General features: G+C 41.5%; 21 protein-coding genes, 1 tRNA gene and 1 pseudogene. 12 read left to right on the forward strand and 11 right to left on the reverse strand.

All coding sequences use genetic code 11. The features are described from left to right. Nucleotides 1-334 precede the first annotated feature (334 nt). From U5K72_03335 to U5K72_03350, 4 genes are all read left to right on the forward strand, one after another. Nucleotides 335-778 carry a hypothetical protein gene (locus U5K72_03335; protein ID MDZ7717840.1) on the forward strand — a complete coding sequence of 148 codons (444 nt, stop codon included), beginning with the start codon at nucleotides 335-337 and terminating at the stop codon, nucleotides 776-778. Further along, nucleotides 775-1,131 carry a hypothetical protein gene (locus U5K72_03340; GenBank protein ID MDZ7717841.1) on the forward strand — a complete coding sequence of 119 codons (357 nt, stop codon included), beginning with the start codon at nucleotides 775-777 and terminating at the stop codon, nucleotides 1,129-1,131. The genes U5K72_03335 and U5K72_03340 overlap by 4 nt, the downstream gene beginning before the upstream one ends. Next, on the forward strand, nucleotides 1,109-1,507 hold the full coding sequence (locus tag U5K72_03345) for a S8 family serine peptidase (GenBank protein ID MDZ7717842.1): 399 nt from the start codon (nucleotides 1,109-1,111) through the stop codon (nucleotides 1,505-1,507). The genes U5K72_03340 and U5K72_03345 overlap by 23 nt, the downstream gene beginning before the upstream one ends. Nucleotides 1,508-1,635: 128 nt before the next feature. Then, the gene (locus tag U5K72_03350) at nucleotides 1,636-2,520 is read left to right on the forward strand and encodes a S8 family serine peptidase (GenBank protein ID MDZ7717843.1); all 885 of its coding nucleotides are present in this window, start codon (nucleotides 1,636-1,638) and stop codon (nucleotides 2,518-2,520) included. A 169-nt stretch (nucleotides 2,521-2,689) separates the two neighbouring features. Here U5K72_03350 and U5K72_03355 read toward each other — a convergent pair. Next, nucleotides 2,690-3,007, reverse strand: a pseudogene (locus tag U5K72_03355) (AAA family ATPase). 178 nt (nucleotides 3,008-3,185) lie between these two features. After that, a complete protein-coding gene (locus U5K72_03360) occupies nucleotides 3,186-3,545 on the reverse strand; it encodes a hypothetical protein (GenBank protein MDZ7717844.1) in 360 nt (119 codons plus the stop codon). 422 nt (nucleotides 3,546-3,967) lie between these two features. Between U5K72_03360 and U5K72_03365 the strand changes: the two genes are divergently transcribed. The 3 genes from U5K72_03365 to U5K72_03375 all read left to right on the forward strand — a co-directional run bounded on the left by U5K72_03365 (nucleotide 3,968) and on the right by U5K72_03375 (nucleotide 9,184). Next, a complete protein-coding gene (locus U5K72_03365; GenBank protein MDZ7717845.1) occupies nucleotides 3,968-7,345 on the forward strand; it encodes a helicase-related protein in 3,378 nt (1,125 codons plus the stop codon). Between the two features lie 223 nt (nucleotides 7,346-7,568). Continuing rightward, the gene (locus U5K72_03370) at nucleotides 7,569-8,384 is read left to right on the forward strand and encodes a hypothetical protein (protein ID MDZ7717846.1); all 816 of its coding nucleotides are present in this window, start codon (nucleotides 7,569-7,571) and stop codon (nucleotides 8,382-8,384) included. After that, entirely contained in the window at nucleotides 8,381-9,184 is an 804-nt protein-coding gene (locus tag U5K72_03375) for a nucleotidyl transferase AbiEii/AbiGii toxin family protein (GenBank protein ID MDZ7717847.1), read from the forward strand. The genes U5K72_03370 and U5K72_03375 overlap by 4 nt, the downstream gene beginning before the upstream one ends. Nucleotides 9,185-9,359: 175 nt before the next feature. On the opposite strand, the gene U5K72_03380 is transcribed toward U5K72_03375, so the two are convergent. Next, the gene (locus tag U5K72_03380; protein MDZ7717848.1) at nucleotides 9,360-10,703 is read right to left on the reverse strand and encodes a DNA polymerase IV; all 1,344 of its coding nucleotides are present in this window, start codon (nucleotides 10,701-10,703) and stop codon (nucleotides 9,360-9,362) included. A 72-nt stretch (nucleotides 10,704-10,775) separates the two neighbouring features. On the opposite strand from U5K72_03380, the gene U5K72_03385 reads away from it, so the two are divergent. Next, nucleotides 10,776-11,384: a hypothetical protein gene (locus tag U5K72_03385; GenBank protein ID MDZ7717849.1), complete on the forward strand. Its 609-nt coding sequence runs from the start codon at nucleotides 10,776-10,778 to the stop codon at nucleotides 11,382-11,384. Here U5K72_03385 and U5K72_03390 read toward each other — a convergent pair. The 3 genes from U5K72_03390 to U5K72_03400 all read right to left on the reverse strand — a co-directional run bounded on the left by U5K72_03390 (nucleotide 11,344) and on the right by U5K72_03400 (nucleotide 13,350). Further along, on the reverse strand, nucleotides 11,344-12,039 hold the full coding sequence (locus tag U5K72_03390) for an SOS response-associated peptidase (GenBank protein MDZ7717850.1): 696 nt from the start codon (nucleotides 12,037-12,039) through the stop codon (nucleotides 11,344-11,346). The two genes, U5K72_03385 and U5K72_03390, sit on opposite strands and share 41 nt — an antisense overlap. A gap of 117 nt (nucleotides 12,040-12,156) precedes the next feature. After that, nucleotides 12,157-12,525, reverse strand: a complete 369-nt coding sequence (locus U5K72_03395; protein MDZ7717851.1) for a hypothetical protein — start codon at nucleotides 12,523-12,525, stop codon at nucleotides 12,157-12,159. A gap of 15 nt (nucleotides 12,526-12,540) precedes the next feature. Beyond that, the gene (locus U5K72_03400; GenBank protein MDZ7717852.1) at nucleotides 12,541-13,350 is read right to left on the reverse strand and encodes a hypothetical protein; all 810 of its coding nucleotides are present in this window, start codon (nucleotides 13,348-13,350) and stop codon (nucleotides 12,541-12,543) included. Between the two features lie 1,069 nt (nucleotides 13,351-14,419). On the opposite strand from U5K72_03400, the gene U5K72_03405 reads away from it, so the two are divergent. Further along, the gene (locus U5K72_03405; GenBank protein MDZ7717853.1) at nucleotides 14,420-14,707 is read left to right on the forward strand and encodes a helix-turn-helix domain-containing protein; all 288 of its coding nucleotides are present in this window, start codon (nucleotides 14,420-14,422) and stop codon (nucleotides 14,705-14,707) included. Between the two features lie 149 nt (nucleotides 14,708-14,856). Here U5K72_03405 and U5K72_03410 read toward each other — a convergent pair. Both U5K72_03410 and recJ read right to left on the reverse strand, forming a co-directional pair. After that, nucleotides 14,857-14,929 (reverse strand) — tRNA-Phe (locus U5K72_03410). Between the two features lie 169 nt (nucleotides 14,930-15,098). Further along, nucleotides 15,099-16,739 carry a single-stranded-DNA-specific exonuclease RecJ gene (gene recJ, locus U5K72_03415; protein MDZ7717854.1) on the reverse strand — a complete coding sequence of 547 codons (1,641 nt, stop codon included), beginning with the start codon at nucleotides 16,737-16,739 and terminating at the stop codon, nucleotides 15,099-15,101. A 1,010-nt stretch (nucleotides 16,740-17,749) separates the two neighbouring features. Between recJ and U5K72_03420 the strand changes: the two genes are divergently transcribed. Further along, entirely contained in the window at nucleotides 17,750-18,676 is a 927-nt protein-coding gene (locus U5K72_03420) for a sulfotransferase domain-containing protein (protein MDZ7717855.1), read from the forward strand. On the opposite strand, the gene U5K72_03425 is transcribed toward U5K72_03420, so the two are convergent. Both U5K72_03425 and U5K72_03430 read right to left on the reverse strand, forming a co-directional pair. Then, a complete protein-coding gene (locus U5K72_03425) occupies nucleotides 18,673-21,576 on the reverse strand; it encodes a hypothetical protein (protein ID MDZ7717856.1) in 2,904 nt (967 codons plus the stop codon). The genes U5K72_03420 and U5K72_03425 overlap by 4 nt on opposite strands. Before the next feature lie 121 nt (nucleotides 21,577-21,697). Next, nucleotides 21,698-22,843, reverse strand: a complete 1,146-nt coding sequence (locus U5K72_03430; protein ID MDZ7717857.1) for an Nramp family divalent metal transporter — start codon at nucleotides 22,841-22,843, stop codon at nucleotides 21,698-21,700. Nucleotides 22,844-23,034: 191 nt separating this feature from the next. Between U5K72_03430 and U5K72_03435 the strand changes: the two genes are divergently transcribed. Together U5K72_03435 and U5K72_03440 are read left to right on the forward strand one after the other, a co-directional pair. Beyond that, on the forward strand, nucleotides 23,035-24,162 hold the full coding sequence (locus U5K72_03435; GenBank protein MDZ7717858.1) for a hypothetical protein: 1,128 nt from the start codon (nucleotides 23,035-23,037) through the stop codon (nucleotides 24,160-24,162). A 181-nt stretch (nucleotides 24,163-24,343) separates the two neighbouring features. Beyond that, entirely contained in the window at nucleotides 24,344-25,567 is a 1,224-nt protein-coding gene (locus tag U5K72_03440) for an acetate kinase (GenBank protein MDZ7717859.1), read from the forward strand. Between the two features lie 117 nt (nucleotides 25,568-25,684). Here the strand turns inward: U5K72_03440 and secG are convergent, their stop codons facing one another. Further along, a complete protein-coding gene (secG, locus tag U5K72_03445) occupies nucleotides 25,685-26,065 on the reverse strand; it encodes a preprotein translocase subunit SecG (GenBank protein ID MDZ7717860.1) in 381 nt (126 codons plus the stop codon). Nucleotides 26,066-26,079 lie beyond the last annotated feature (14 nt).

Raw genomic sequence — 26,079 nt, forward strand, 5'->3', positions numbered from 1 at the left:
TACGAATTGCTTTCTTTTTTGATGAAAAATATGAAAAGGTTGTTGTTGGATATATGGGGCAACATCAAAAAACGAGGGCAACTTAAAAACATGAGGAAATCGTGCCAAACAGACCACATCTATACTTTCGGGGAGAGCAGTTATTAGAGGGGCGTTTTAGTTATCGCAGCAGATACACGACCCCAATAGTAACAAAGACGATAATCCAGATCCGGATTATCGTCCCATGCAGAATGTGTTCAGGCAGAGTTTGGCAAGTTTTACGCGAAAAAGAAATCTGAGAAGAGAGCGAAGAAACCCGGACATTCGGCTTCCCCATAAGGATTACATTCAGTTGAATTTTTATGGTGTCTACGATAATGCCAAATTTGAAAAAACGTATCGAGATAATTTTGGAATAAGTCCTGTTACCTTTTGGAATTTTAATCGCTCTGGGCTCTTTATCATAGAATCACCAAATCGTTTTGAAAGGTTTATCAGAGATGTCCAAACATTTATTGATGCAGATGATCCATTAGAAAACACTGGTAGTTACTCAGGTGCAATTCGGTTTATTGAATCTTTTGATGGTTATTCGACAGAAGAAATCATGCAATTAAGTGGAGCCCATCGACATGTAGTTATTGACGTCTTTAAAACGCTTCGTTTATCCAATCAATTTTTTGTACCGGTTCGTGAACGGTTGCAAGAGTATTTAGAAGAACGAGATATCTCATATGAGTTTAATGCAACTGCAGAGATTCTCTTGAACTTACTGACCCAACTCAGGAAATATTGATTGAGATTGCTAATAATTTCGATATTATTCAGAGCATATCCTCTCATGATGCCGGAGTTATTCGCCCTTCAAGGTTTGGGGAACCTATACGTGAATTCGGTTTTTCAGTGAATGAAACAGGCATTGATGAGCTACCTATTATTGGCATCCTTGACTCTGGTGTAAGTGATCAAACCCCATTGGCACCGTTATTGATTCAGACAACTCCCAATTTTGATCTGACAAATACGGATCCATTTACTGATGAAATAGATCATGGCACAGGAGTGGCTGCTATAGCTGCTTTAGGTACAAAGCCATACCCTGAATTTCTTGGAGAATTTGAAGCCGATGCCCAGAATTCTTCCTATTAAGATAATTCATACTAACCATACACCCATATCTCAAAAAGGGATTCTTGAAGCCATTCGAAGGGCAAACCGAGAGTCTGGTGTACGTATTATGGTATTGGCTGTATCTTGGGACGATCACAAGAGAACGCACGAAAAACCATCAGAATATACATTTGCTCTTGATCAATTGGCAAATGAACTGGACATCCTCATTTTTATATCCACCGGAAATCGAAATGATATACTACGTGGAGTGAATGGATTTCTCAATTACCCGGATCACTTTCTTGATGAAGAATCAAATCTGAATACTCCTGCCGAAAGCATGAATAATATTACGGTAGGAGCAATAGCCGATAATTTATCTGGAGAAGGATTATCAGGGATTTTCAATTGACAGAAGTTATCCTGCAGTATACAGTAAAAAGTTCCATTATAACTGGGCAGATGAACATCTAAAAGAAAGTATTATAAACCTGAAACTAACTAAGCCGGACATTTTAATGCCTGGAGGTGATTATCCTGGTGAAGGTTTTACAGACAGAACAGATCCAGAACTTTTCGGTTTTAAAGTGGTCTCATCAGAAACGGGAGAATATTTCGAAAAAAATGCCCGGTACAAGTTACGCCGCTCCACTTGCAGCTAATCTTGCTGCACGATTAATGCAACAATATCCGGATATCACAAACATTCAAACAATCAAAGCCTTGATTCTAAACTCTTCACGTGAAATAAGGTTTGGTCCTGATTTTGATAATGTACATAAACGTATAAGAAATGCAGTATGCGGTTTGGGTGTACCTGATGAATCCATATGTCTCCATTCAGATAATCACAGAGCAACGTTTATCATTGAGGGTTCAATACGACCTGAAAAGATGGAGGTATTTGAACTAAAGCTCCCTGAATATCTTCTTGAAGCTGATAGAGACATGGGATTGCTAAAGATTCATGCCACTCTATGTTTTAAATTCAATCCCGTTTCTGAAAATCAACTTGCTTATTGTCCTGTACATTTTGCTTTTGGTTTCTTTAAGAATATACCTGTTGATGATATTCAAAACGGAAAACTTAGTGAAACGAAACTAAAGCAAGGATGGACGGAAGATTACTATTTTGCAAAAGGCATTTTAAGTAATACTCAAAAAGTTGATTTCTCAATCAGCAAACCGGATTTAGTAACAGAGGAAAATACGGTTAGAATAGGAGTGCACAGCAAGCTTCATAAATATCTCGATGGAGGGCGTAAGACTGAAAATACACGAGAACACTCCTACTCGCTTGTGATCAGTATTGAAGAAACGACCAGAGAGGAGGTACGGATCAACAACTTATATGATGAATTGGTAGCAATAAATGAACTTGAAGCAATTGGAGAAATTGAAATTGAACTTGAGGCTGAAACCTAATCAGAAACAGATTGTTGTTTCTTTTCCTTTTAATTGTGTTTATCCAATATTGAGTCTTAATAATGGGGTTAAGATGGGTTGTTTTTTGTTTTAGGTCGAACAAGCTATTCTTAATTGCACCAATTAATGTCCGCTGAATACTTGTAATAAGAAAGGCCATCTGCAAGTTCTACAATCTCCTCAAGCCTTCTTCGCGATCAAGTGAAAAAGGGCCTGCATTCAGCGTTTTATCAATTAATTGTTTGATTTTGTTTTTATCTGGTAATTCTAATTTCAGTTTTACATCGAAACGACGAATTAAAGCGGAATCAATAATATGGGAATGGTTTGTTGCAGCTATGAGAACCACATTTTGAGGCAGATAATCGAACAGTTGCAAAAAGGTATTGACAACCCTTTTCATTTCAGCATGATCTTGGTTTGCATCTCTCAATTTTCCAAGCGTATCAAACTCATCAAAAAATAATACACGCTCATTTCGGGCAGCTTTTTGAACAGTCTGAGTTTACTGGTTTCGCCCAATTTAGAAGATACGATTGCTCCGACATTCACTACATACATGGGGCGATTTAATCTTCCGGCCAACACATAAGCAGCTAATGTTTTTCCACAACCTGATGGGCCGTGCAGAAACACCTTGTTGGAAACAGGTAGTTCATATTTTTTTAAATACTAAAATTTTCCTGTTCTTTTATGAATAGTTTTAATGACTCACTGACATAATTATCACTGATAAGATCATCAAAAGTATATCTTGAACTTAATTTTTCAAGAATGAGATCTTTTAAAGACTGATCCTCAATGGGTACAGATTCTGCAATTCTGCTTTTGAAAAGACAGGTCCGGCAGTTCACCGCCTGTTTTTGCCAACTCTGCTTAAGAATGGATTGAAGTTCCAAAGCAAAATTATGCTTATTGATCTTTTTGGAATAATCAATCAATCCCTGCACTTTTTCCTTAAGACGCTTTTCATCGTTTTGCAGAGCGTAACGGGTAATTTCTTTTATGTAGTCGTATTGGCTCATGATTCCAATCGATATTTATATGAGCAGAGTGATAATTTTATTTCGATGATGTTGCTAAATAATAAAAATAGGCAGTGACAGCCTTATGACACCTTAGACCGTATATTTAAAATGTAACATTTTTTTTGAATGAACCATTATTTTATCATAGATGAAACGCAAAGCCACAATGTGCAATTCAGTTCGTGTAATGGCAAAAAAGGTTAAATGACCGTAAAATGAAACAGCTGAAAAGTTCAAATCAGATTATGGGTGAGCGCAAAATTTAGCATTTGGCATCATACTATCACTTTAAAACATTTATAATGTCTTCATCTTCATAATATACTGTTTTTAAAAAAAGAACCTTTACAACAAAATTGCATGACCATGGGGTTATTCTTTTATTCCAGCCTCTGTTTAAATTGACCTGACAAAAACAAATGCCTACCAAAGCTTTTATCACCAACAGTAAAACACAAGCCAGGACTTTAAAGAAAAGACTACATGAATTAATCAGTCACAGTGCTGAACTGAAATTTCTTGTCGGCTTTTTCTATTTCTCAGGGTGGAGAGAATTATACAGTGCTCTAAAAGAGAAAGAGGATCTGACGATTAAGCTTTTGGTTGGGCTACAAATCGACCATTTGCTGGGAAAAATGGTTGAGGTGGAAACAGAGGATGGAGAAAAGTCCAATAGGGAAATTGCCGACCGACTGATGGAATCTTTTTCCAAAGCTTTGAATGATGAGGAACTGGATCACGAAGAATTTTACAAGCAGGTGGATTTCTTTATCGGTCTGCTGGAAAGCGGCCGCTTGCAGATTCGAAAAACACAGGAGCCAAACCATGCTAAGCTCTATTTCTTTAAATATGATGATGCGTCTAAAACGCTGATCGAATCCAGTTTTATCACCGGCAGCAGTAACCTCACCAGAGCAGGTATGCAAGAGCAGAATGAATTCAATGTAGAGCTGCGCGATTTGGGAGCAAGCGAGGCCGAAGCCTATTTTGATGAACTTTGGGATACGGCCATTCGAATTACAGAAGATGATGCCACAAAAGAGTATTTGATACAACTTATCAAAAATCGTACCCAGGCGGCGACCGTTTCCCCATTTGAAGCATACATCATGGTGCTTCAAACATACCTGGAGCTGATGGATCAGAAGAAGATAAAGCCCCAGATCAAGGATCTTCTCGAAAAGCAGGGGTACATAGAATATACCTACCAGACGGATGCCGTGAAGCAAGCACTGACGATCATTGATCAATATCACGGAGCCATTATTGCAGATGTTGTTGGTTTAGGGAAATCTGTGATTGCAAGCCTGGTGGCAAAAAGTCTTGGAAAAAGGGGAATGATTATTTGTCCACCCGGATTGATGGGCGACCCCAAAGCTAAAACATCCGGCTGGCACAAATACACCCAGGATTTCAAGCTCTATGATTGGGAAGTCCATTCCGCCGGTAATCTGGAAGCGGCTTCGAACTATCTGAATGAATGGGGGGAGGATATAGAAATCGTCATTATTGATGAGGCGCACCGTTTTCGGAATCAGGACACGCAGGATTATGAATATCTCAGCACCATTTGCCAGGGACGTATTGTATTGTTGTTAACGGCAACGCCATTTAACAACAGCCCGGCTGATATTTTCGCTCTTCTTAAACTGTTCATTGTTCCGGGTAAATCGGGCATTACTCTGGAAGATAATCTCGAAGCAAGGTTTTCACACTATGAGTCTGTTTTCAGGAAGCTCTCTTACATCACAAAGAACTATAATTCAAATGATCCGGATAAGAGAAGTAAAGCCGAACGAACCTATGAACAACTATTTGGAACGTTACCTATTGATCTCAACAGGGTAAAGCAACGGTCGAAAGAACTGGCTGATGAAATACGCAATGTGTTAGAACCGGTTTTGATACGCCGGAACCGGCTGGATTTAAAAAATGATCCTGTGTACAAGAAGGAAGTGATGAATCTTTCTAACACGGAAAATCCCAAAGAGCTGTTCTACGAGTTAACAAAAGAGCAGTCGGCCTTTTATGATGAAATTCAACAGGATTACTTTGGAGATGGAGCGGCATTTAAGGGAGCCATCTATCAGCCCTTTATGTATGAAAATAAAGTAGATGAAGAGGACTTAGACGAAGAAGGGAACCGGTCATTCCAGCAACAACGCAACTTGTATGAATTTATGAGACGATTGCTGGTAAAACGTTTTGAGAGTTCGTTTGGCTCGTTTAGGCAAAGCATTTCCAACTTTATTCAAGTGCATCAGGCTGTTTTGAAGTTTATAGAGCGGTCAGGGAAATATATACTGGACAGAAAAATTATTGAAAAGGTGTACAATGGCTCAGAGGAAGAAATTGAAGAAGCGTTAGAGAAATTTAAGGAATCATTGGATGAAGACCGGCATCCAAGACATGATAAGGTTTATGAAGTAGAAGAATTTGAATTCAAGGATCAATTCTTATCTGATATTAAATCAGACATTGAATTATTGGAGGAGGTCAAAGGAAAGGTTGAACGATTAAACCTTGCTACCAATGATCCAAAGGCTCACCGGGTTATTGAAGAAATAAAAAAGATCATCCATGAAACTCCGAAGCCGGGTGAACCCAAAAGAAAAGTAATCTTATTCACCGAGTATGTGGACACGGTTAAACATCTGAGAACTTTTTTTGAAAAAGAGTTTAAAGACGAGCTGTTTGTAGTGGATGGCAGTCTGGGGAAAAACAAGGCAGAAGAATTGCTGAATAACTTTGATGCCAGCAGAAAAAAAAGTAAACAGGAAGATAAGTACAGTGTCTTGCTAACCAGTGATATTCTTTCGGAAGGCCAGAATCTTAACCGGGCTGGTGCTATCATTAATTACGATATTCCCTGGAATCCAACGAGGGTAATTCAACGGGTGGGAAGAATTAACCGTATCGGGGAGAAGGTGTTTGAAAATCTGAGAATTTATAATTTTTTCCCAACCGAACAGGGGGCGACGGTTGTAAAGAGCCGGGAGATTGCCGCTAATAAGATGTATTTGATTCATAATACACTGGGTGAAGACGTTAAAGTTTTTGATGCAGATGAAGAACCGTCACCATCAGAACTTTTTAACCGGGTAAACAGACACCCTGATGAGAGTGAGGAAATAGCTCCGATTACACAGATAAGACTGAAGTATGACGAAATTAAAAAACACCATGCAGACATTGTCGAGAGAGTCGAAAAATTACCTTACCGTATAAAAACCGCCAAGCAATTCGACAAAAATGAATTACTTGTTTTTAGAAAAAAAAGATTAAGTCTTTTTATCAGTCATATAGCCGATACAGAAGCAGAAAAAATTGTGCCGGAAACGATCTATTCTCTTTTAGATGCCATTCCTCATATTGAATGTGGCAACGATGAGCCAACCCTGCCGTTAAGCCCACGCTTCTGGACATGCTATGAATCTGTAAAAGCTCACAAAATGGACTACACATCAACTCATTCAGAAATTTCTTTTGAGGTAAAAGCCATCAACGTTTTGAAAGCTGCACTGCATCATTTTAAGCAGGAATTTCAACCTGAGATTCCATTTATACGAACCCTGATTAAAGATTTAACGCAATATCGTTCCCTTCCAAAATTTACTCTTCGAAGGATAGCAAATGTTGATTTCGAAAAAGACAAAAAGAAAGCAATTAGTGATCTTAAAATTGCTTTAAAAAGCACTAAGAAACGTTTCGGGGAAGATTACCTGGAAAAACTCGAATCGAGAATTGGGGATATGAAGAGTGAGATTATTATTGCGGTTGAGAATGTTAGAAATTAAAATCAAGAATTCCTCTCAAAAAATGCGTATTCCCTTCCACTTGATGTAGTGTATTTGCCTTGGTTATGTTTCATATCTAAAGAACATGAATTAAAACTCATAAATTAGATATAAAATATAACTATAGGAGCTTTTTATTATGTTTTGTATCTTAAAAGTGATTTAATAACTCATTATACAGATATAAAACATAATTACCATTCTGAATGGTATGGGAACACGAATGAAAAATATCTCAACAAAATCGAGTACACTGCTACGGTATTTGGCAAAGAACAAGATACGTTGCTTTGAAGTATCCGATGCGAAACAGGCACTTCCCGAATCATCGGATAACACGTTGATCAAGTTGCTTTCCGATATGGTACAGCGGGGATTGTTAATGAGGATTAAAAATGGAGTGTATTGCGTCATCCCCTATGAGGAAGATCCGGAACAATATATGCCCGAGTGGCATCTGCTGCCTGAATATTTAATATCCGGGGGTGAGTATTACATTGGATATTATTCCGCGATGGAAATCCATAACCTGATTACCCAGCCTTCATTAAAAGAACAAGTGGTCGTCTCGAAACAGGTGAAGCCGAGCATCCAAAACGTAAAAGATGTGACGTTTCAGTTTATCTATCACAACGAAAAGCATTTCTTTGGCAAGAAAAAGATGTGGATAAATTCCTACGATAAAGTTTGGTGCTCTGACCTTGAGAAGACCCTGATCGACTGCTTGTACAAACCGGATTATGCCGGTGGCATTGTAGAAGTGGCTCGCGGCCTGTATAGATCAAAAGACAACATCGATTATGAAAAACTGCTGGAGTACGTCATTACATTTGATACGCAGGTTGTGATCAAACGCCTGGGCTTTTTATTGGAATTGTTTGAAATAGACACCGACATTATTCCAAAGCTACAGGAGCTGAAAACGGCTTCCTATACTGTTTTAGATACCGAACTTCCCAAGACCGGAAAAATGCACAGCCGCTGGAGTATTCGTCAGAACCTGGATACCGAAACCATTACATCCGCTATAACCACATGATTGTACCTGCAGAAATTCAACAACAGGCCCGTGAGGTCGGAGTACGTGATACGCAAATGGAAAAGGATTACATCTTGTCCTGGATTTTGCAGGGAGTAGCTCATCACGAGCATCTGCGGACTGCTTTGGTGTTCAAAGGAGGGACTGTTTTAAAGAAGTTTTATTTTGAGGACTACCGCTTTTCTGAAGATCTGGATTTTACACTGAATAATTCTGAGGTGACCAATGAGCAAATATTTGAGGGGTTTCACGAGGTATTTGAATACATAAAAGAGGAAGCCAATATTCCATTGGAGCTTATTGATGACAATGAACATGAGGATGGCGGCATCAATTTCTACATCAGCTATACGGGGCCGCTCGGCGGAAAGGGAAAGCAAAAAAGTGTGAAGGTAGATATATCGAGAAGTGAGCTTATCTGTTTTGATCCCGTTACCAAACCGGCCATTGGGCTTTACAGCGATCAGGATGAATTCGAGCTGCTGTGTTATCCACTAAAAGAGATATTAATCGAAAAGATGAGATCGGTGATGCAGCGCATGCAGCCCCGCGACTTTTACGACATTTGGTACTTATTGGAAATTGAACAGATGGATCTGGAATTTTTATTGCCTGAATTTTCGCAGAAGTGCGAGCACAAAGGTCTCCATTCTGCCGATTTTGAAGATGCTTTACAAAAACGCCTCCCACTCTACCAGGCCCGCTGGACTGGCTCAATCAGTGATCAAATTCAGGAACTACCCGAGTTTGAACAGGTGGAAAGAGAAGTTCAACGCCATTTTAGAAATATTGAGTTTTAGGCGAAGGTGACGACCAAGATCACGACTAAGATGGCGACCAAGTTTACGACCAAGATAGTGACCAAGCTACTGACCAAGGTAGTGACCAAGCTGCTGTCCAAGAGTTGCAGGTGTTTGAACTCTGTAAACTGCTACACTCCCGAAAGGAGATCTTAGAATGCATTGGTTCAGGGTTTCAAACATTCCTCTCCAAAAAATGCGTATTCCCTTCCACCCGATGTAGCGTATTCGCCCTGGTAATACACTTTGGCCCAAACCGGTTTTTGATCTTATCCACAGCTTTTGTCCTGGCTACTTTATCCTCATCATCCTGGAAGAATACATTCAGTTGATTGGTCTTGTCGATCTTATGCGTTCCAAGACCGATGTTTCGAATTTCCATGCCGTGCTGGCTTGCTTTCTCAATGGCCGGAGATACTTTCTCCATCAGTGCAGCGTACACGTAGTCATCAATATTCGTATGAGCCTCGGTACCAAACCGAAATCCTACTCCCGGTTTGTCTGGTTCGTTGAATCCAAACATCCCTGAATAGGAGTTGGCCCGGATGCCGTAGGCTCTCATCCGGTAGCAGATCTGCTGGACGGCAATGGCGTATTCTCCTTTGATCCGTTCAACATCCGTAGAACCTTCCGAAAAGGTGTGGCCATAGCTAACCCCTTGTTTGGGTTTGTAGTCCTCGGAGATCTCTTCCAGTACACGTCCCTGGTCTTTGCCGGTAATGGTTTGATAGAGCATCTTTCCGAAGTTGGCACCAAACAGGCGGGTGAAGGTATGAATGTTGCCACGCTCCGCAACATCTCCAATGGTTTTGTACCCTTCGGCCAGGATATGTTCATGTCGTCGTCGGCCCACGCCCCAAACCTCGTCCAGATCCAGCGGCCAGATTTGGGTTCGTTCATCATCATCGGTCAAGATCAATGTTCGTCCCTTCGGTTTATTCAAACTGCTGGATAGCTTGGCGTAGGTCTTGGAACGGGCAATCCCCACAGCCCCGACCAGGTTCGTCACTTCGTAAATTCGCTCCTGAAGCCGCCGGGCAAACTCATCAATCTCTTTTCGGGATCTGTCTTTCAGGAAATCGACCTCCATAAAGTATTCATCCATGCTGTAGCGCTCTACCACCGGCGCGAACTCCTTGAAGATGAAATGAACCTGCTTGGAGATGGCGGTGTATGCGTCATAATCCACCTGAAGCATGCAGACGTGCGGACAGAGCTGCCACGCTTCATAGGCACTCATTCCGGTCTTGATGCCAAAGCTTCGGGCTTCGTAGCTGGCCGTGGCTACAATGCCTTTCACCTGCCCGTTCTCTTTTCTCCATCCACCGATAATCAGCGGCAGTCCGTACAGACTCTTACGAAGCTGTTCGACCTGTGCGTAGAAACATGCGAAATCAAAGTGAAGATACAGACGCTCTTTTCGGGATTTGTGTTGGTGCTCCGGGTAGATGGTATTGTAGAGCGTAATCCGGTGGACATCGTGCTCAGGTTGGTAGCTGTGGTTCTTGTTTTTCTTCATAAATATTCTCGAAACCTATTGATATGTGTAATATATGTGTGTAGGTTGCTTTGACCAAAAAGATTTACGGTCATGAATGAATTTCCTCTTGTAGAAATGCTGGCTCTATTTACCCGCTATGAGGCCAACCCGGATGCCGACTGGCGGTTGCCCTATCGAAGGGATCTGCTGCGCGTGCGCTCCTGCCACAGCAAAGAGCAGGGAGGCGTTCGTAAATCCTTCTACACCATTGATACCAAACAGGGAGAGAGGTTCGATCTGGTCTTTAATGAACAGGAACTGCTGTGGTCACTGAATAAAGCCAATGGCTATGAGGACAAAGCCATCGACCGTGTACTGGCACTTGTGGACCGGCATAAGCACAAGCCGTCCAGGGCACACCGCGTCATTCCCTACCGGTTTGAACTGCTGCCGGAAGAGCTGGCCAAGAAAACCTATGACGGCACTGAAAAACCGTTGATACGCAGAATGCAGCCGTACCGGTTCCGATCTGGAAAGATACCTTCCACACAAGTATTTGGAATTCCAACGATTCACATGGAAAACACGATGATTACCAAAGAGCTAAACTATGTGGTGGAAACCGATCAGCACCGGTTTTTTCACCTGGTCTACATCCTGGATGAGATGGACTGGCGGTTTATGCAGGAGGTGGATGAGGAGTTCTTCTTTGTTCGCTAACCAAACAGATCTGCTTTCTGAGTGAGGCTTTGTCATTATTCCTCACATTGCCGACAGCTTTGCTCACAATATACTCATCGATTGCATCATCGGGATACGGACGCAGGAAATCCGTAAGATAGTCCGGGTCTTGATTGTCCGGATTCAGCCAGTCATCGAATTCCGATGGGTGCAGGATTACCGGCATACGATCATGGATGTCTTCCATCACTTTATTCGGCTTGGTCGTAATGATCGAGTAGGATTTGTTCGAGGCTTTATCTTCCGGGGCTAAATCGGAAAATATTCCGGCAAATCCCATGAACTTCTCTTTCGTAGGATAGATATAGTGAGGGGTCTTGTTTCCTTTCTTCCCAGCCCACTCGTAGAACCCACTGGCCGGAACGATGCACCGGCTTTTGATAAAAGGCTTTTTCCACATGGGCTTCTCTAATAAAGAGTCATCTCGTGTATTGATCGGCAGGAAAGGCTTCTTCCCCGGTTTCGGCTTCCACCCCATAAATCCCCAGTGCATGGTATCCAGGATTCGCTTTCCGTTCTCATCGACAAACGCCACCGGCATTTCGTGAGTGGGAGCAACATTATAGTTGCCGTAGGGTTCATCCTGTTCACTTGTTATGGCACCGCTGTCAACGGCATTTAAGAACTCTTCGATTTCCTGTGCTTTTCTGTAGGTAAGTAGTGTATCGCCGACACATAGGTTTTACTTTTTTATTGAGTCTAATAATTGAGATATATGTGAAAAAAAAAACAAACGTTTAAGGGCTGCGGTTCAAATCTTTACACTGTTTATTTTTAAATGCCTCCAAAAATTATCGCCATTGCTTCTATCGTTTTCATTTGGCTCATAGTTCAAAACATATTGGACTTCAAAATTTTTGGAATCTCTATCATTTACTGCAATGCAGGAATCTAAATCAAAGTATGCAATGGCTGATGTCAACAGTGTCATACCACGATCAATAATTTCTTGACGGTTAATGCCTTTTGAAGATGTAAAGACGTAGCCAAAATTAGGCTTTGAATCAGATAGCATAATACCATAAGCTGTATTTTTATCATTTGATTCATTTTTGTTTTTATCAATAATATTGTTGAATTGTGTCCCAAATTGAACTCTTTCATTTAAATTTAACGCCACAAATTTCTTGCTGCATTAACATATAATTATCGCGTGCATCTTCAGGATCAAATGCTTGAAGTGTATCTTTCTGAGCCCTGATCTATAATTTGGTAATCTTTCAGTGAGCGAATTAATCACATTTTCAGTTAGCTCCATATTTGCTTCATTCTCCTTTTTCCAGTCAATAAATTCTATCCACTTTGATGGTACGACAGTTAAATCGTCGATTGAGGCGACATCACTAAAGGATTGATTATGAGAAATATAATGTTGAAAAAATTTTCGCTCGTATCCGATATAGTTTCTCGTATTTTCGTACAAAGAGCTTCTCGATTCTAAGTAATTTTTTAAATCTGTGAATGTTCTTAATTCTGAAACCAAGTTTAAAAAGTCATTTACTGAAAAATATAGAATAGGAATTCCATCTTGAGCATTTGGAAGTTTTTCTGAAATTAAAAAGTGATCGTTAAATAGTTCTGCAATGACTATTACATATTTTATTTCTATTGATTTTGGATCAAAATTTACTTTACCTCTTATGTCATGGTCACACCAGAACTTTTCATTTGCAATAGTTTTTAAAGCACCTTTAGCTTGTTTTACAGCTTTTTTACTACTCTTTTTAACCCAGCTTTTTAGTTTTTTTCCAGATTTAGAATCCGGATCTTCTTGAGCTTTCATTGAAATAAGAATTGCTTCTTCTTTCATAATGATCAAATGATCACATACTTCTTTCTCAATACCCTTTTTTAAATATTTCGGGCTATGATAAACACACTCACGACTTAACGGTAACGATGAAAATTGTGCTACAAATTTTTCAGCCCAATCAGTTCTTGACATTTTTCTCTATTGTGTATTAATGTAAAGGATTACGGTCAGCGGTTGTGCCGCCGGGTGATCAATGTTGAAGTAAGAAAAAAACCTAAACCGGTCTGCACGAAAGTCGTTAACTTCCATTGCGAGTTTTCCCCACTGGTTATTCAGTTTCCCCGGATCTTCGATTTTTTCAACTCTCAGTCCAGCCTTTTAATAATTTTCTCACGTATACCGAAGCAATTTTGTTTTTGTTGATGCCGTTTAGAATTCTTTCTTCATCATCAGTAACTAAATTCTTCCCTTGGCCGCTTTTGCAATTCTCCAATCAAGTGGAGGGTATAGTCCCCTTTCAAAACGGACAGGATGCAAATAGAGGTTTTGATTCCAGCACCCCATGAGTCAATTATATCCAACAGTCTTTGATTTCTTTACAGTTATTTCTGAGGATCTGGAAGAATTTCCAACTGTGTCAACCACGATGATGTCCGAGATTGGAATGGGAGGTGTGCGTTTTTTTGCAGACTCTATACTTTTGTACTCTTCCATCTTTACCAATATATCTTTCGACAAGCTATCGATTTCAATTGAGTACCGCTTATCGATATCCCAGATGCTTCGTTTGTAAGGTTGATTACGGTCATTGATGGCAGTTAACATATAATGCTACGACAAATAGGTTGTTGCTTCGTGTGTTGCAGAATTTATTATTCATATTATTGGCAAATGTAGAGTCTTTCAAGGCAAGTCACACCAAATTGTATATTTGAAGGAATTGTCGTGTAATATCAAAAATGATCTATAAGGAATTTGGATTTTTTGGTTCATGCATATGAGAACACGAATATGTAGAACCGATAAGTGTTTGATAACACAATGAGTCTTTCCAGGCGTCGTGATGGATAATCACAACCCTCGATTATTTTAAAGCAATTTCTCTTTGAAAGTCACTGACTGGTTAACAAATCAAATAAAAAATTTATTTGAGGCGGTTTGAACCGGAACGAATCCCTGGGACTGTCGGCTGAAATTTCAATATCGAAATTCTGCACATCTTCGAATAGAAAGTAACTTTTCAAACTAAGACCAACAGAACATGAAACTCGTAATTACGACAGAAGATGAATTGAAAGCACTGATCAAAGAAGCCACAGGTGAAATTTTAAAAGATGTATTACCTGGCATCATCCGTAAGGCATCAATGAAAGAGTGGTTAACAACGGATGACGTGATGGAATACCTTCGGTGCAGCAGGCGCCACGTTCAACATCTAAGAGATTCAAACCAGATTACATTTACTCAAAATGGTCGCACAATACGATATCATATAGATGATGTGCTCGAATATTTGAATAGAGGAAAAGTGCCAAAAAGAGATTGCTGAGTTGGGTCCCTGATATTCTTGAGTATATTTGGGCTGATTAATTTTGTACCCAATGAGTACCCAAATCTTAAAATTCTCAAATATATTAGCAGAAAAAGAAAACCCCTGTAAGATCATAAATCAATGCCTCACAGGGGTTTAAGTATGTGTGGGACCGGGCGGAATCGAACCGCCGACACACGGATTTTCAGTCCGTTGCTCTACCGACTGAGCTACAGTCCCTCACAGAGCCATCAAATATAAGGGCTTTAAAAACCGAACACAATCTGTTTTGAGTGAAAAGTGAAAAGGCAAAAGTGAAAAGAAGCGTTTGAGAGAATTTATAATGTGTAGCGATATAATATCTATTTGTCTGCACCGATCTTATGTAAACTTACTTACTTTTGCCTTTTCACTTTTCACTTCTGCCTTTAATATGAATATCCTTCAAACGCATCTGGATCGTTCGGCGGCCGTTCCAGTGGTTCTCTTCAAGGACGTAGGCGATGTCGATTTTGTCCCGGTCACAATTTCGCAACTTGGGTTCAAATGCGTGCATATTAAAACCGATACAGTCAAAAACGGGTGACTTGCCCTGGCGAATTTTCATCTTTAGGTGCCCGTTTCCAACGATAGTTGGCACTCCTTCGATGCATACATCTTCGCTCACAAAAATAGGCCGCATATTTCCGGGGCCAAACGGTTCAAACTGGGTGAGAAGTTTCCAGAATTTCATATCTACCTTGGAGAGATCGAGGTCGCTTGAAATTTCAAGCTCGGGAGTGAAATCTTTGTCAGACAGGTTCGAACCTGCAATTTTATTCATCCGTTTACGGAACTCGTCCAGGTTTTCTTTATCCATGGTCAGTCCCGCGGCAAATTCGTGACCCCCAAATTGCTCAAGCAGATCTTCGCACTCTTTCAGCGCATCATAGATATTAAACCCTTTGATGGATCTTGCCGATCCTTTGATTTTTCCCTCCACAGTACTGAGCATAATCGCAGGGCGATAGTGGGCATCCACCAGCCGGGATGCTACGATACCAATCACACCAAGATGCCAGCCCGGATCATGGAGAACCATGGCCGAAAGATCATCAAGATTGAAACTATTTTCGAGCATCTCCATCGCCTGGTCCATCGTTTTAGAATCGGTGTTTCTCCGCATTTTATTGATGGATTCCAATTCATTGGCATATCTTTTAGCCGAGGTTTCTTCTTCGGCAATCATCAGTTCCACGGCAGTAGTTGCATCCCCCATCCTGCCGGCTGCGTTAATTCGCGGACCAATAGAAAATACGATACTGGAAGTAGTGACAGAGCTGGCCGGAATTTTTATCCTGTCGAGCAAGGCTTTAATGCCAATGCGTGGTTCTGTGTTGATGAGGTTCAGTCCCTTTCTCATTAAAATGCGGTTCTCGTCGATAATGGGAACAATGTCTGATGCGATGGAGATTGCAACGAGATCCAGGTATTTATTGGGTAGTTTTTTTGGGAGGCCCAGTTTTTCAACTGTACCCTGAACCAATTTGTATCCTACACCGGCTCCGGATAATCCGTCAAATGGGTAATTGCAATCTGTTCGTTTGGGATCTAAAACCGCAACTGCATCGGGCAGCTCATCCCCAACGGTATGGTGATCGCAGATGATGAGATCAACTCCTTTTTGCCGGGCATATTTGGCTTCTTCAATAGCGGTGATACCACAGTCAACGGAGACAATCAGGTCGGCATTTTTTTCAAGAGAAAACTGAATGCCCTCCGGGTTGATGCCGTACCCCTCTTTAAAGCGATGGGGAATATAATAATACACATCCAGCCCGAAACTTTTTAAAAAAGTGAAGAGAAGGCTGACGGCCGTGGTGCCGTCTACATCATAATCGCCGTAAATAACAACGGTTTCGTGATTGCGGATGGCTGCAGATAGTCGACACGCACCAGCCTCCATATCTTTCATCAAAAAAGGATCATGGAGTTTTACCTTTTCAGGTCTGAAAAACGTTTTAGCTTTTTCGTAGGTGTCAATTCCCCGAATGCTTAATAAGATGGGCAATTTCCGGTGGAATGTTCAGTTCGTCTTGAATATCGTTGGCAGAGTTCCCCCCTTGGGGTTCGGAATAGACCCATCGGTAAGACATGATTATGTTCCTGTTTTATTATCATTTAACAGGTATGAGAGCTTCACCCCAAACATACCCAAGCTTTATTTTCCTGAATGTCTAATTTTGTAAATCAGGCGGCATCGAATCAATCTCTTCTATACAAATACGATTATAAAGAAGAGAAAGACAAATGTGAAGAGGAGATTTTTACCAGTTTAACATAGACGTCCGAAGTCTGCCAAAATATTGCTATTGTTAATTCCCCGAATCAATATAAGAAGCGTTGATTTGTACCTGTTTAGCGGTTTGAGTCAAACAACCTGAAAGAACCCGTGCTTTTTCGGTTTCGGTGCCCGAGGCCTCGGGATGGGATAAGATCAATTCCCTTCGAAAACCTCTACTCGTGACTCTCTGGCAGGAGCTATCGCACTCTGCCTGGTCGGTAAACACATGAGAAGTTACCCCGAAATTTTAAGTTTAAGTATGCTAAAGATATAAATAACAGTAGTTTAATACATTTAACAAGTGGAAATGGTGATTTTGGGAAAATAACCGACCTTGAATAGTTGGCGGGAAAAAGGACAACGAGAGAACCGTGAGAAGAATCCTTTCATACCGGCGAGGAGCGAAATTTAAGGGCTGAAAGCCTGATGGACCATTGAAAGGATTCCACGGTGAACTCGTGTCCGCCGCCAAGTATTCACAGTCTTGATCTTTTCGTTCTTTTGTATCAAGACAAAAGGACATACAACATGCAATAAGTTTACACTTACAATAATGGGGTAAGTCCTCGATAAACACATAAACACATACGTTGATTTTGTCCTGAAAGAGTTTGAAAATTTCTTCATCTAAAGACATTGGCTGATCTTTCGGTTACATTCCCTGCAGAAAAAAGTTATGATGTAGGTTAAAATATTTTAAGCCTTCGTCTCAACATGTTTAAACGGAATAAGGGTCTGTGCTGGTAAAGGAAAATCGGAAACATATTCTGGTAACGGGAACTCATCGCTCGGGTACAACATGGGTAGGGCGGACACTTTCCAAGACAAAAAATGTAGAGTTGGTTTATGAACCCTTCAACCCGGAAACAACACGGTACAATTTTGAATACAAATTCGATCACTGGTTTGAGCACGTTCCCACTTCACAGAATTACAGGGAAATTAAAAGAGAGTTCGATCGGTATATACCCAATACCGCATTCCAATATCCGGCAAAAATTTGCAGGGAATCGGGGTATAACTGGAAAACCCCGCTTATCTATCTAAAATATCTTCTGTTGAGTGGAAATCGTCCCCGCTATTTGTTGAAAGACCCGATTGCGCTTTTATCGGCGGGATGGTTATATGAGCGGTACCAGCTAAAAGTGATCTGCATGATTCGAAATCCCCTTGCATTTGCAGGAAGCTTAAAAAAACAGGGGTGGGATTTTGACTTCAAAAATTTTCTCAACCAGGAAAAACTGATCAATACCCGTTTGGAACCATTCAAGAAAGAGATCGAGAAAACGGATGCAGAAGGCGATTTCATTGACCGGATCAGTCTGTTATGGAATGTGCTGAACTTTGTGATTTTGGATTACCGGGAAACATATCCCGAGTGGCTTTTCATGAAGCATGAAAAACTTGCTCAAGATCCGATTGAAAACTTCCGAAAAATGTTCACCTACCTGGACCTGGAATTCAGCGAAGAAATTGAACAGTATATAAGGGAGTTTACATCGAAGCAGAATCCTGCAGAAGCTGAATCGAACGATTATCAGCCCAGAGATTCGAAGCAAACGATTCATACATGGAAAAACCGGCTGACAGATGATGAAGCTAAGCGGGTAAAAGAAAAAACTGCAAAAATCTATCGCAAACTTTATACAGCCGAAGAGAGTTAAAAGCTGCCAAAATGGTAGGAAAGATTGTCCCGGGTCGGTTCCCAGCCGAGTGAAATCCCGATATCGAAACTCATGTTGCTCAAACGAAATCTCGATCGAATTCCGGCACCGAAAATAGTCCTTGAGTTTGAGGTACGAATGGTATGATCTAAATCAGCAGCTGTCTGAGAAAACAGAACCAGGTAAATATTGGATAGATAGAGAGGCAAGAGCAATCCTCCCTCATCGGGATAGATAATGGGAATGGTATAGCGGGTATTCAGGAAACCGATATTGTTGGCACCGGGAAATGGAAACTCTGAGAAATGATCAATAAAACGAGAGGATACTCCAAATACAGGAACGTCGGTTTGCGAATACAGCTCAGCGGAAATTCGCAAAGATTGATTCCAGCGCTTCAGTGGAGAAAGAAATGTAATTGCGCCAACATTGAGCCCGCGCCGGCGAGAGAGAGTTCCGTCAACCGAAACCTGGTCTGTTTCAATCATAAATTCATCTTTGTTCAATGCCTGCCGACCCTCTACAAAGAAAGCCCATCCTGCATTGGGCTGAATGTCACGGGTAAAATGACGTAGTTTCCAGTTGAAAATGGTTTTGAACCCGAGAGTATGGCGGGTTCCAAAATCAGAAACAGGTTGCCATGATTGATCCGGGTTCAGAAAGCGGATCTGAGAAACAGAATATCGCGGTTCAAAAAAGAGAGATGTAAACCGGGTGTTTGATTCGAGCATGAGTGGAATAGGGATGCTGAATGAGGCTCCACGGGATTCCTGCAGCAACTCCTGGTATGATTCATCCTCACCATCGTCCGTTTGGAACTGGGTGAAAATCGGGCTGTTAAATAGCTCAACTTTAAACCCGGGATAAAATCCTTTGTAGTTATAGGATGTATTAAACCAGAGCCGTTCTGCTAAATAACTCACGTCAAGCGAGTAAGCTTGCGAGCTCATCACATCTCCGCTTTCAAATGTTAATCCGGGCCGGTGGTATCCATTCTGTTCTTCATAGGTGGGAAGCCAAAGCCGGGGTTTGAGCCAGGCCCAACCGGTTGAGTACGACTCGGGTTTCCAGGCAGAGGTATCGACTGCCATTTTCCGGTTCATTAACGGACGAGAAAGGCTTTCCCGAATTGACGAATCGAATTGCCACCGATCGGCCGGAACCTGTTCCCAAACGGCATCATCTGCATCGAACAATTGAAGCGTTTGCTCATTTTCATCCTGCATGATGTAGGCGATCTGCTGTCCATCGGGAGAATACGAAGCCTCAAATACATTGAATTGACTATTGGTGATTTGATGAACTTGACCACCTTTCAGATCGTACTGATACAGGTTCATGGTTCCGGTATGATCGCTCACAAACAGTAGTTTCTGTTCGGTGGGATGCCACGACAGATCAAAAACAGAACCTTCTTCAAAAACAATATCGGGTTTAGCATCGAGAATCCTCGTCTTATCGAGATCTTCAAACCAAATTCCCTGGGTGCTTTTTATTCGCCCGATGATGGCTGCAGAGACAGGTTTGTGAGGATTGGGAGCCACCTGAACAAGGGTGGAGTGCTCTGGCCTGGAGTACTTTTTCATAATCTCACCATCGTTTGGGTTGATCCGTACGAGATTCATCTGGTTGGCTTCTGTTTGAAGAGCAAGGATATTCCCATCAAAAAAAGCCGGAGAAAAAAGTCTCGATTTTTGGGTGATGCGTTCCGAATCTCCAGTTGAGAGTTCAAGGATATGAAGATCTCCCTGATAGAGGTTGTCGTAGAGAAGATTTGTGTGATAGCGAGAATAGACCGCAATACTTTTATCTTCCGAAAGTGAATACAGAAAATCGTCGGTGATGGATACTTCCTTCAGTAGTTCTAATGACTTGGAATTAAGATCGTACGTATAAAAGCCGGAGGCCCGGTTGCATCCTCTTCCATAAAAAATAAGAGTATGATTGTTCAGCCATTTTGGGCGTTGAAGCCGTTTACAAGTGGCGGTAAATGGAATCTCTTTTGACAGCGTATCAGTGCTGTTACCGATCTTTTTGAGGCGGTCATCTTCATTCTGTTTTTTTTGCTCGTTGAACTGATCGTAAAGTTGGCCCGGCCAAAAATCTGTTTCATGTTTTAAGGCTAACCCAAAACCTAAAAAAGGGTATTTATAATGATATTCAATTGCGTTTTTCATGGAATCCTGTCCGTAGGAATCCAGCAGCCAGTTTACAAATTCATATCCGCCAATGTAGTGCCGGTTAAACGGCGGCGTATAGGTTGAACTGTGAACCAACTGCCCCATCGACCACGGGTTGGAAGAATGTAAAACAGACCGAAATTGATTGCGGAAATAGGGATGGTGTCCCCGTCCTGCCTGCGGTATTTGATTGTGAGTTTCATACTCTACGGCAATTCCCTCAATCAAACCGATTGGAGCGGCGCCGTGAGTAGCTCGCCTGATGTCGGGAGAAAAGATGGAGAGGATACTGGTTACCGATGATGGATTTTCGTTGAAATGCATGGCGTGAACCAACTCGTGGGGAAGAACCAGTTCCAGCCACCCGCCCGACTTAGGATTCATCGTTTTGCTGATGATGGGGGAGAGTTCAACCTCTGACCGGAAATTTATTGGAGAGACGAACCCGTTCGAGTTGTCATTTTCAGGGTTGAGGATAAAGGGAAATCGATTCATCGTTCCGCCAACCAGGTTTTTTATATCTGAATATTCGCTCTCTAAAATGGCCATTGAACGATAAGCTTCCTGCTGATATCGTTTAGGGTAGATAAGCCTGAATCGGTCGGTGTTGAGCTCCATCCACTCCTGGCCTGGCACCCTGTACTGGGTATTGTACATTTGTGCCTGCGCTGGCAGTACAACAAAAAGTGAAATGAAACCGAAAAGAAAAAACCTGACCATGGAATAAAGTTAATAAAAGAGCATCCAATACAGGTAAATTAAGGCAAATAGTGTAAGAAAAATAATGCCGCTCACGCTCAGCCAGTAGAGCCATGGTTTAGGCCTGAACTGCTCTTCAACTTCAGGTTGATGAATGAGTTTGTGATTCATAAATGCTAATACCGGCGCTGTGAGAAATGACATGGTTGTGGCGAGATCGATCAGAAAACCGAAATTGATCCCCAAGAAAAATCAATAGCAAAAGCGAGCCGGCACTAACCCCGATAAGAAGATACCGGTAACGGATTTCTGTTGATTGATTGTCGTCCTTTTTTAAGACCGACACAAATTCATTAACTACGCGCGGGTATGTATCTGTTACCGTAAGTGTTGTACTAAACATGGTTGTGAAGGCACAGGCGGCAATCAGTACAAAAGCCCAATCGCCCAGTGCCGAGGTGTAAAGTTCAATCAGTTGATTTGAGAATCCGGCTGCGCTGGCAGCGTATTCCTCTCCTGAACCGTACATAACCATTGCGCCAAGTGTTAAAAAACAGAGTGCGATAATGGCCGTGCCGATGTAACCGAGATTAAAGTCGAACTGCACTTCGCCGAGTTGTGGTTTGTACTTGGTTTCCTTCATTCGCTCCAGTGTCCAGATTGATTGCCAGGCTGCGGCATCAATAGGAATGGGCATCCAGCCCATCAGGGCAATCAAAAAAGCAACCCCGGATACGGTCCAGATCTCGGGTGCAATAGCTTTAGGTTTTGGTGTGTAACCGATGTTTACAAACGCCAAAATCATGGCAATTACTGTTGAAATGGCCAAAATTACCATCAATACTTTAATGGCCTTATCTAATAATGCATATGTGTTTCGAAATAGATAAATGACGCACAAAACGAGAATGATGGCACACCATACCGTAACGGATAGTTCAATTCCGGTGAGGCTGGTTGCCAGGCTTGCTGTTACAATTGTAACTGCCGCATGAACCGCAAACATTGTTGAAACTGTAAAGATGATGAAAATCCATAGTGCCAGGGAGCTCATTTTGGCATATCCCCGGATCAAATTTTTGCGTGTGGCAAGAGCGTACCGCGGGCCAAACTCCAGAAACGGATATTTAAAAATATTTGCTAAAAGTACCGCCCATACAAGAGCAAAACCATATTCGGCGCCGGCACGGGTTGACTGAACAAGATGTGAAACACCTATTGCAGCGGCAGCCATAATTAACCCGGGGCCCAAACTGTTTTTAATTCCCTGAAGAGTAGATTTACTCATTTTGTCTTTTAGTTGTACTTATTTCTTTTCATTCACGTAGAGTAAGAAATTTTTATCAGAGTCAGTAAAACCTCTTGTTTTCACATTTAGCGACTTTATTTTTGTACGTATATTTTAAGTGGAACCTTAAGACTCAGAAATTCTTTATTTTTATAGAAGACTCATCGAAATATTAAGTAGGAGACAAAAGGATGGTAAGCGAAAAAACAATACACGAGCTGATTAATAAAAACGCTGAAAATTACGTAACAATAACTCTTCCAACTCACGAAAAAGGAGAAGAATCAAAGCAAGATCCCATTCGGTTCAAAAATTTACTGTCTAACGCTGAAAATAAATTAGAAGAACGAAATTTAAAAAAAGAAGATGTCCAGCAGATGCTTAAACCGGCGAAAGAACTGCTGGATAAGCCATTGTTTTGGTCTCATCTTAAAAAAGGACTTGTGGTTTATATAACTGAAGATTCATATGACCTCTATCATCTACCCTACGAAGTAGATGAACGGGTGTTTGTGAATGATCATTTTATGATAACCCCGTTGCTGCCCATGACCAGTATGGACGGTTCATTTGTGGTATTGGCAGCGAGCCGAAAGAATGTACGTTTACTGCGCTGCACCCGAAATTCCGTTCATGATATCACTCCGGATAACATTGAAACATCTGTGACCGATTATCTTGAAGTGGATCCTCAAAAGCAGCTTCAGTTTCATACCGGGGCGAGGGGGCAATCTGCTATGTATTTCGGGCATAATGCCAACGAAGAGGACAAAATGGTAGTTGTTGAAGCGTTTTACCGCGAAATTGAGAAAGAGATATCTAACGTAGTGAATGAAACGGGCGACCCGTTAATTCTGGTCGGACTTACGGAAAATACCGGGCTTTATAAAAAGGTGAATCACTACAATCGATTAATTGAAAATACAGTTTCTCACAACCCCGATGACCTTTCCGATAAAGAACTGCGGGATAAAGGCTGGGATGTAGTGAAAGAGCACTTTTTATCTGAGATGTACAGATCTCTTGAAAATTTCTCTGAGTATGGAGAAGACCGCGTATCCAATAATCTGAGTGAGATTATTGAATCAACTGTGATGGGGAAATCTCAAACCATATTTATTTCACGAGGAGAAACCAAGTGGGGTAAGTATGATGAAGAGAACCACACCGTTCACTACAGCGGTGAGCCGAATGGCGAGGATGTAGAACTCCTGAACTGGCTGTCCATCACCGGTTATAAAACAGGCAGCAAAGTGTATGTGCTTCCCAAAGAAGAGATGCCCATTCACTCAACCGTAGCTGCAGAATTCAGATTCTAAGGTATTGTTGATCCCTAAAAAGGCACACTTCTAATGTAAAGGAGTGTGCCTTTTAATTTTTTTTGGCTGAAAACAATTCGTTTAGGAAAAACAGTTTCAGTAGTTTTAAAAGAGACCCGGATTAAATGAAAAAACTCAGGGGTATACACTACTAACCAAATTAACTATCAAATAAATATACATGCTTGTATTAGTCATCAATTGCGGAAGTTCATCCGTAAAATACGACCTGATTGAAGTTGAAGAGAGAGAAGAACTTTGCCATGGAATAATTGAACGCATTGGCGCAGTTACATCCATCGTAAAACATGAACCGGCAACCGGCAACCGGATTAAAGACACAAAAGTAATTTCCAACCATGGAGAGGCACTAAAAGAGATCCTGGATTACCTGTTGAGCCCGGAAGCTGATATTATCTCTTCGCCATCTGATATTAAAGCTGTGGGGCACCGGGTTGTTCATGGCGGCGAAATGTTTAAGGATTCTGTATTGATTGACAAGGAAGTAAAATATGCCATCAAACAGGCGTTTGACCTGGCTCCCCTTCATAATCCGCCTAACTTGAAAGGAATTCAGGCTGCCCAGGAAAAATTGCCGGACATTCCGCATGTAGCTGTATTTGATACGGCTTTTCATCAGTCTATTCCGCCTGAAGCTTACATGTATGGTATTCCAAACCGGTTGTACCGCCGCCATAAAATCCGGCGCTATGGATTTCATGGAACCTCTCATTATTATGTGAGCCGGCAGTATTACAAACAGATTGAAAAGGCAAAAGAGAAGACCAAAGTAATTACCTGCCACCTTGGTAACGGGGCATCAATTGCGGCGATTGAAGGAGGACAGTCAAAAGATACATCGATGGGTTTTACGCCGTTGTCTGGACTGGTGATGGGAACCCGAAGCGGGGATCTGGATCCATCAATTTTGTTCTACATTGTGGAAAAAGAGGAGCTTCCGCTGAATAGTCTGCATGCTATGCTGAACCGCCACAGCGGACTGTTAGGCCTGAGTGGATTTGCCAGCGATATGCGGGATTTGATATCTGAAGCAGAACGGGGAGACCGGCGCTGCCAACAGGCAATTGATGTGTTTTGCTACAACATCAAAAAATATATCGGTACCTATTTTGCCACGCTGAATGGTTGTGATGCCATCATCTTTACGGCTGGAATCGGAGAGAACTCTTCATTGATCAGGGAAAAATCGCTCGAAAATCTCGAGTCACTTGGTATTGAGGTCGACTCAAACCGGAATAATTCAGTAAAACCGGGGGAGATCGAAAAAATAAGTTCAGATACTTCGAAAACAGATGTGTATGTAATACCCACAAACGAAGAATTGGTTATTGCGATTGACGCGGCAAAAATTGCAGAAGCGAGCGACCAAAGTCCGTGGGTTTGAACCGAATGTGTAGACTTCCGAAGTCTGTATACTTGTTTTTATAAGAAAGGAGATATTAAAGCTCTAAAGCCTTTGATAAAGTCTCGCGAGACTTCGGAAGTCTTGGCTGGGAAGAGCTTAGTTACCTTCTTCATTAGAAGATCCCTGATTCTGCGGCTGTTGCGGAACAGCTGATTCTGTTTCAGACGGAACCGAAAAATCTTGTTGTTCAACCGGTTCACCAAAATTAGACTGCTGTTGAATCGTGCTCTGATTCGTTTCCTCGCTGTCAATGGCAAAATTAGCAAGTACACTTAATCCGAGAAAAAGCCCTGCGAGAATTGCAGTGGTTTTCGATAAAAGATCGGCTGTTCGTCTTGCTCCCATCGAAGAGCCGCCGGCCATTCCGGCAGCCAGTCCACCCGACAATCCCTCTTTTTGGCCGGGTTGTAATAAGATTACTACAATCAGTAAAATACAGATTAAAGTAATCAGCGATATGATAATTCCGTATAGCATAAAATAAAGTTTTC

It is taken from the genome of Balneolaceae bacterium, assembly GCA_034521495.1.
Classification (GTDB): domain Bacteria; phylum Bacteroidota; class Rhodothermia; order Balneolales; family Balneolaceae; genus Rhodohalobacter.

Coding starts and splice junctions, on each gene's coding strand:
- U5K72_03345 (MDZ7717842.1), top strand. CDS start 1,109: ATGCCCAGAATTCTTCCTATTAAGATAATTCATACTAACCATACACCC.
- U5K72_03360 (MDZ7717844.1), bottom strand. CDS start 3,545: ATGAGCCAATACGACTACATAAAAGAAATTACCCGTTACGCTCTGCAA.
- U5K72_03365 (MDZ7717845.1), top strand. CDS start 3,968: ATGCCTACCAAAGCTTTTATCACCAACAGTAAAACACAAGCCAGGACT.
- U5K72_03370 (MDZ7717846.1), top strand. CDS start 7,569: ATGAAAAATATCTCAACAAAATCGAGTACACTGCTACGGTATTTGGCA.
- U5K72_03375 (MDZ7717847.1), top strand. CDS start 8,381: ATGATTGTACCTGCAGAAATTCAACAACAGGCCCGTGAGGTCGGAGTA.
- U5K72_03380 (MDZ7717848.1), bottom strand. CDS start 10,703: ATGAAGAAAAACAAGAACCACAGCTACCAACCTGAGCACGATGTCCAC.
- U5K72_03385 (MDZ7717849.1), top strand. CDS start 10,776: ATGAATGAATTTCCTCTTGTAGAAATGCTGGCTCTATTTACCCGCTAT.
- U5K72_03400 (MDZ7717852.1), bottom strand. CDS start 13,350: ATGTCAAGAACTGATTGGGCTGAAAAATTTGTAGCACAATTTTCATCG.
- U5K72_03405 (MDZ7717853.1), top strand. CDS start 14,420: ATGAAACTCGTAATTACGACAGAAGATGAATTGAAAGCACTGATCAAA.
- U5K72_03425 (MDZ7717856.1), bottom strand. CDS start 21,576: ATGGTCAGGTTTTTTCTTTTCGGTTTCATTTCACTTTTTGTTGTACTG.
- U5K72_03430 (MDZ7717857.1), bottom strand. CDS start 22,843: ATGAGTAAATCTACTCTTCAGGGAATTAAAAACAGTTTGGGCCCCGGG.
- U5K72_03435 (MDZ7717858.1), top strand. CDS start 23,035: ATGGTAAGCGAAAAAACAATACACGAGCTGATTAATAAAAACGCTGAA.
- U5K72_03440 (MDZ7717859.1), top strand. CDS start 24,344: ATGCTTGTATTAGTCATCAATTGCGGAAGTTCATCCGTAAAATACGAC.
- secG (MDZ7717860.1), bottom strand. CDS start 26,065: ATGCTATACGGAATTATCATATCGCTGATTACTTTAATCTGTATTTTA.